Source organism: Pseudomonas sp. P4_C3 (genome assembly GCF_056402075.1).
This window is the reverse complement of record NZ_JBFUIC010000311.1, coordinates 1-4,607: the sequence shown is the minus strand read 5'-3', so window position 1 is coordinate 4,607 and position 4,607 is coordinate 1. Positions and strand designations below refer to the sequence as shown.

The 4,607-nt window shown below is 55.7% G+C and carries 5 protein-coding genes and 1 pseudogene; all 6 read right to left on the bottom strand.

From position 1 onward, the window contains the following. Positions 1 to 696 (bottom strand): annotated as a pseudogene (locus AC1DVH_RS26445) (ImcF-related family protein); the annotation flags it as partial. Further along, positions 675 to 1,811 (bottom strand): hypothetical protein, encoded by a 1,137-nt coding sequence (locus AC1DVH_RS26440; protein ID WP_477756278.1) that lies wholly within the window; start codon positions 1,809 to 1,811, stop codon positions 675 to 677. The pseudogene AC1DVH_RS26445 and the gene AC1DVH_RS26440, both read right to left, overlap by 22 nt. Positions 1,812 to 1,924: 113 nt before the next feature. After that, positions 1,925 to 2,188, bottom strand: a complete 264-nt coding sequence (locus AC1DVH_RS26435) for a PAAR domain-containing protein (RefSeq protein ID WP_477756277.1) — start codon at positions 2,186 to 2,188, stop codon at positions 1,925 to 1,927. A gap of 49 nt (positions 2,189 to 2,237) precedes the next feature. After that, positions 2,238 to 2,810 (bottom strand): hypothetical protein, encoded by a 573-nt coding sequence (locus tag AC1DVH_RS26430; RefSeq protein ID WP_477756276.1) that lies wholly within the window; start codon positions 2,808 to 2,810, stop codon positions 2,238 to 2,240. After that, positions 2,785 to 3,762 carry a hypothetical protein gene (locus AC1DVH_RS26425; protein ID WP_477756275.1) on the bottom strand — a complete coding sequence of 326 codons (978 nt, stop codon included), beginning with the start codon at positions 3,760 to 3,762 and terminating at the stop codon, positions 2,785 to 2,787. The genes AC1DVH_RS26430 and AC1DVH_RS26425 overlap by 26 nt, the downstream gene beginning before the upstream one ends. A gap of 80 nt (positions 3,763 to 3,842) precedes the next feature. After that, positions 3,843 to 4,499, bottom strand: coding sequence for a DUF2931 family protein (locus AC1DVH_RS26420; protein WP_477756274.1), 657 nt, complete (start codon positions 4,497 to 4,499; stop codon positions 3,843 to 3,845). Positions 4,500 to 4,607: the final 108 nt, after the last annotated feature.

Genomic DNA, 4,607 nt, shown 5'->3' with positions numbered 1-4,607 from the left:
GTCTTGTACCCACTTGCTCGCGCAGACCTGCCACAGGTGTAAGGGCAACTGCCAGCCCAATTCGCGGGCCAGCACCTTCAAGTGACGCACGCCGGCCCCCATCGCGGCGGCATCGCTGCACTGCTCCTTGCTCAGCGCCCAGACCACGCCGTCCAGCGCGCGCCAGCGGGTCAGGCGGCGGTACTGTTTCAGCGTCGCCTCGGTGGGCTCGGCTTGCAGGCTGCCGCCCCAGATCAGCACGGTGTTCTGCGCGTCGAGCCAGTTTTCCGAGGTCAGGCCGGGGGCGATGGCAGTGATTTGCTCGGGTTCGCCGACGACGAGCAGGAGGCGGATTTTACGGGGCCAGAGGAGGCTGTGGTTTTTCCGCAGGTACGTTTTAACCGCTGCCATTCGTTTCTCCACCTGAGCATCAGTGGATTCATTGAGTGGCGCTTGCACAGGTTGAGTAACATCATCGGCGTCAAGCGGTCGATAAACTGAGCGACCTAGACGTCCCAGCAGAGGGTAACCACCCAGAAACATCACCACGATAAAGGTGGTGACCAATATTGCCGAAAGCCAAATTGTTTGCCGGGCGCTGCCGTTAGCAATGCCCAGCGACTCGGGGTGATGCCAGACCACTGCACCTAAACCCACACCGGTCAGCAACAGAACGCCAACCAGAACACCCAACCCTACAGAGCGTCGAAACTGCATTTCGAGATTCCTACTTCGAAAGTGGTGACACAGGTGTCAAAACCGTGCACCAAAGCCCGGTTGCGACATCGTCGCCACTGAAAATGAATTGCGGCCCGACGCCGCGCTGAAGGGTTTGTGTAGCGGCCACGATCGCCAACCACGCAGATGCTGTGCCCGGGTGTCCCAGCAAGGTATCCAGGTTGTGTGTCACCGCCATCGGCAGTTGCGCCAGGACAGTGCTGATTGCCACCTCGCGTTGCGCATTCCCCCCCCACACGCCACACATGCTCGATTGATTGGGCATCCAGTGGCACCCAATCCAGTGCTTGACGAGTGGCATACAACAGCGCATCGGGGCTGGGCTCTCGCTCCTGCTCCGGACGGTGCAGGTAGGCAATGGGTGGCAATGTGGTTTGCGTCAAACGATTACCCAGCAGCAGTCCGACGACCGCTTCCGCCGCCTCTTCGGGCTGTTCCGGCGCAAACTGTGCCGCCACCACCATCAGTAACGCCTGGTCGGTAATTCGCTGGTCGAGCCATTGATCCAGCGCCGCCAGGCCCTGCCCTTCGACAGGTGTGGTCGACTGGCGAATGCCAGACTCTGTCCAGGCCTGTCGCCACACTCGGCGCAAAGTATGTTCCGGTAATCCACTATCGACTTCGAGCAACAGTGCCAGCGGCGTCTCGTCTGGCAGTTGCCCCAAGGTTTGCGCCAGGTCAACGAGCACCTGCACCAAAACGCTCAATAACACGAGCTCAGAGGCCGGCGTCGTATTGCCGGGCAAGCGGCTTTGACGTACCGCGACACCGCCTGACAAGGAGGGCTGAGTCTTGAGCGCCTTGACCCCAGTCAGCAAAGCGTCCAGTTGGACTTGCGACTCCTCTCCCGGCGCTCGCAAGGCCGTGTAAAGACTCACATTCAATACTTGCTGGGATCGCCGGCCACGGCGCAGTCGCCGAACCGAATCCTCCTCACGGGCCTCATCCCAGCCATCTGCAACAGCTTGTCCACCGATGTACAGCAGCGCGCGCCCGAAGCTCATGACGCACCAACCCAAGAACGGAACACCCAAGGCCAGACCGTAGAAATCCAACGGCTGTTGCCGCAACGATTGACTGGCGAAGCCAAACATCAACCCGATACCCAGCAACCAAAGCAGCGGCAACAGGCCCAGCCAAAGCCAGACACGAGGCCGCGCAGGACGGGACGCCGGAGCAGGTACTTGATCGAGACGGACCGCCATGATCAGCTCGCGCCCGCTTCGGGGAGTGACGAAATCAAGGCGCAACCGCAGGCACAACAGTGTCCGTGAAACGCAATCGGTACGCCGTTTTCGTGAAACCTCGGATGCCCCTCGGCAATCACTGTTCGACCATGGCCTGGAACGGGGCACATTACCGCGTCACCCTCGCGAGCCACGCCGATACCACCGAACCGCATCGCGGCGGACCCCGTAAGCACAGTGCCCTTTCCGGTTGTTTTGTCACCAATACGGATGATGCCTTTCATTCCATTTCCCTTTTTTAAAGACCCACTTGATTACTCACATGCCCAACGGCTATTGACTCAGGACTTCCTGAATCGAAACCGCCTTGCCATACAGCACATAGTTCGTTGAAGTTAATGCCTGGCCAGCAGCATTAACATGATTGAACCAATCAATAGAAAACCCCTTTTTATTCCATTGCACCGAAGAAAAATCAGTGTCTTGTTTTTCCGTTCCGGAGTTCTGGCTTGCCATTGAAATCGAGCGCAGGCAACTACTGACCAGTGTCCTTGTTTTGGTCCTCAGACTGGTATCCGCCACTCTATATACGTGCAACCAAACCTCACTGCCGGCGCCACAGAAACCTGTAGGCTTTCCAGGGTTGGAGGGAGACACTTCAAACAGTGCGAGATAAGTTTCTCCAGTAATGGGGTATTTATGCCTGTCATAGAAAACACCGCCCACTCCAGCATTCAACTTCAGCCGATAGAGACTTCCGTCTTCCATATGCAAAATCACCCCACTCTTTTCATTGCTGACCCAAGGCATTGCCGTATCGGCGAAAGCGCCACTCACTGCCATGAAACCCAACAATAAAAAAAACAAAGAACAAACATATTTACTTCGACAACACATGATCGGCATAGCACACCCCCTGATAAGTCCAAGGGTGGTCCTCCGATTGCCCCTTGGTGCCTTTTTTGTAGGTATCCACATCTCTCTCGTGCAGTTCGGCTTCGGTCTTGTCCTGGTTTTTTTCATTGTCCATCGACCAACCGATGTTTCCGGTATTGGCGTCGCACAGGATGTTCTTTTTCCTGACCCAGGATCTTGAGACGGTATCCCACTCATGGTAGGAGCCACCGTTCCAGCGGCTGAATACCTCATGTTCCAGCTGCTCAGTCGTATAGCTCCTGCCAGACTGACCCAGATATTTTATTGCGATCCGAACCTTATCCTTGTAGATGGAGGAGCCTCCCAGAATGTTCGCTTTCCAGTTCCACGCCTGTTCGTAGGACGGTGCCGGATTGGTCATTTGCGTGATGCCGTAGCCTTTGTCGAAAGCAACGATTGGCTCGCCGTCGAAATCGATGAAGTGTTTACTGCCCGTCTCTTGTTCCAACAGCTTCTCGAATCCGGTCATGCCATCCAGGCTTGCAACATAAGTAGCGATACTCTCTCGAACAGGATTCTGTCCTTTAATGACAACAGTCCTCGTGAGCGACTTTTGACCGACCTGCACTTTTACGGTCAACGTTCCACCGAGAACCTGGCCAGAGAAATCAGCCGTCCACGTTTTTTCGCCGCTGACAAATGATCCTGACTCATTGAACGTATTCAGTGCATTATCTTTTCGCGCCCGCTCCTTCAAACCACTGACTTTTGCCTCCCATTCAATTACCCAGGACCATTTGATATCGCCAACGAATTGCGCTCGAAACTCGAACGCGATAACGGGCAACGTGGCGTCCTGGTCAATCTTGAACACTTCATTTTCAGCAGGCGACACCCAGGTCAATGTACTTTGCGCAGACACGACCTTGATTACGGTACTGTCCGTGTTATTCGTACTAACTGCATGTTTTAATTGCTGCATGGCTTCGTCCCTTTAAAAATCAATCCCGCAATGACACCATGATCTTTCCGAGTGAAATAAAAATACCTTTTAACTAACGCTTACCAAGTGCCATAGGGGATTCCGTGTTGATCGATATAGGCCTGCGCCTCAGGCTTCGGTGCGCGGTAATAGTTACCCTTACCGTTTTGATAAGGCCCTAGCGGCTCGATCTCCGCCTGAAAACGCCCGACTTCCCTGTAGCCCAGACACGCCCCACCTAACCAGACCTTTACAATGCCGCCAGGGGCCATGCCCAAATTGATCGTATCTTCGTAGAGCGTCATTTCCTTTTGAGCAGGTTTGCAGAACAACCGCTGTGGCTTGATCATGTCGTCACGCACCCACTGCGGGATCCGGATACCGATCTTGTAGGTCTGCGGCTCCACCAGCGATTGCCAGCGCACGAAGATGCGGTCTGGTAGATCGACGTTGTTCACCGGCTTCGTTTTCCCTCCGCCCTTGTGCCAGCCTTCCGCTTTGCCGGTGTAACTGGCCACGCCCCCAAACACATGAAAGAACGCCAGCCCGCGCTGATCGAGCACATCCACACTCTCGACCCACACTTCCATGAAGCGCGGCGCGGCCAGGCCGACGTACCAGCTGTGGTAGGGCAACTTGGGTGGCGTGGGACCAGTGGCGCAGGCACACAAGCTGAACAGCAGGCCGACCAGCAGGCTCAGGCGTTTCATTGGGGAGTGGCCCTTACCAAGTGCCATAGGGGATTCCGTGTTGATCGATATAGGCCTGCGCCTCAGGCTTCGGTGCGCGGTAATAGTTACCCTTACCGTTTTGATATTTTGATAAGGCCCAAGCGGCTCGATCTC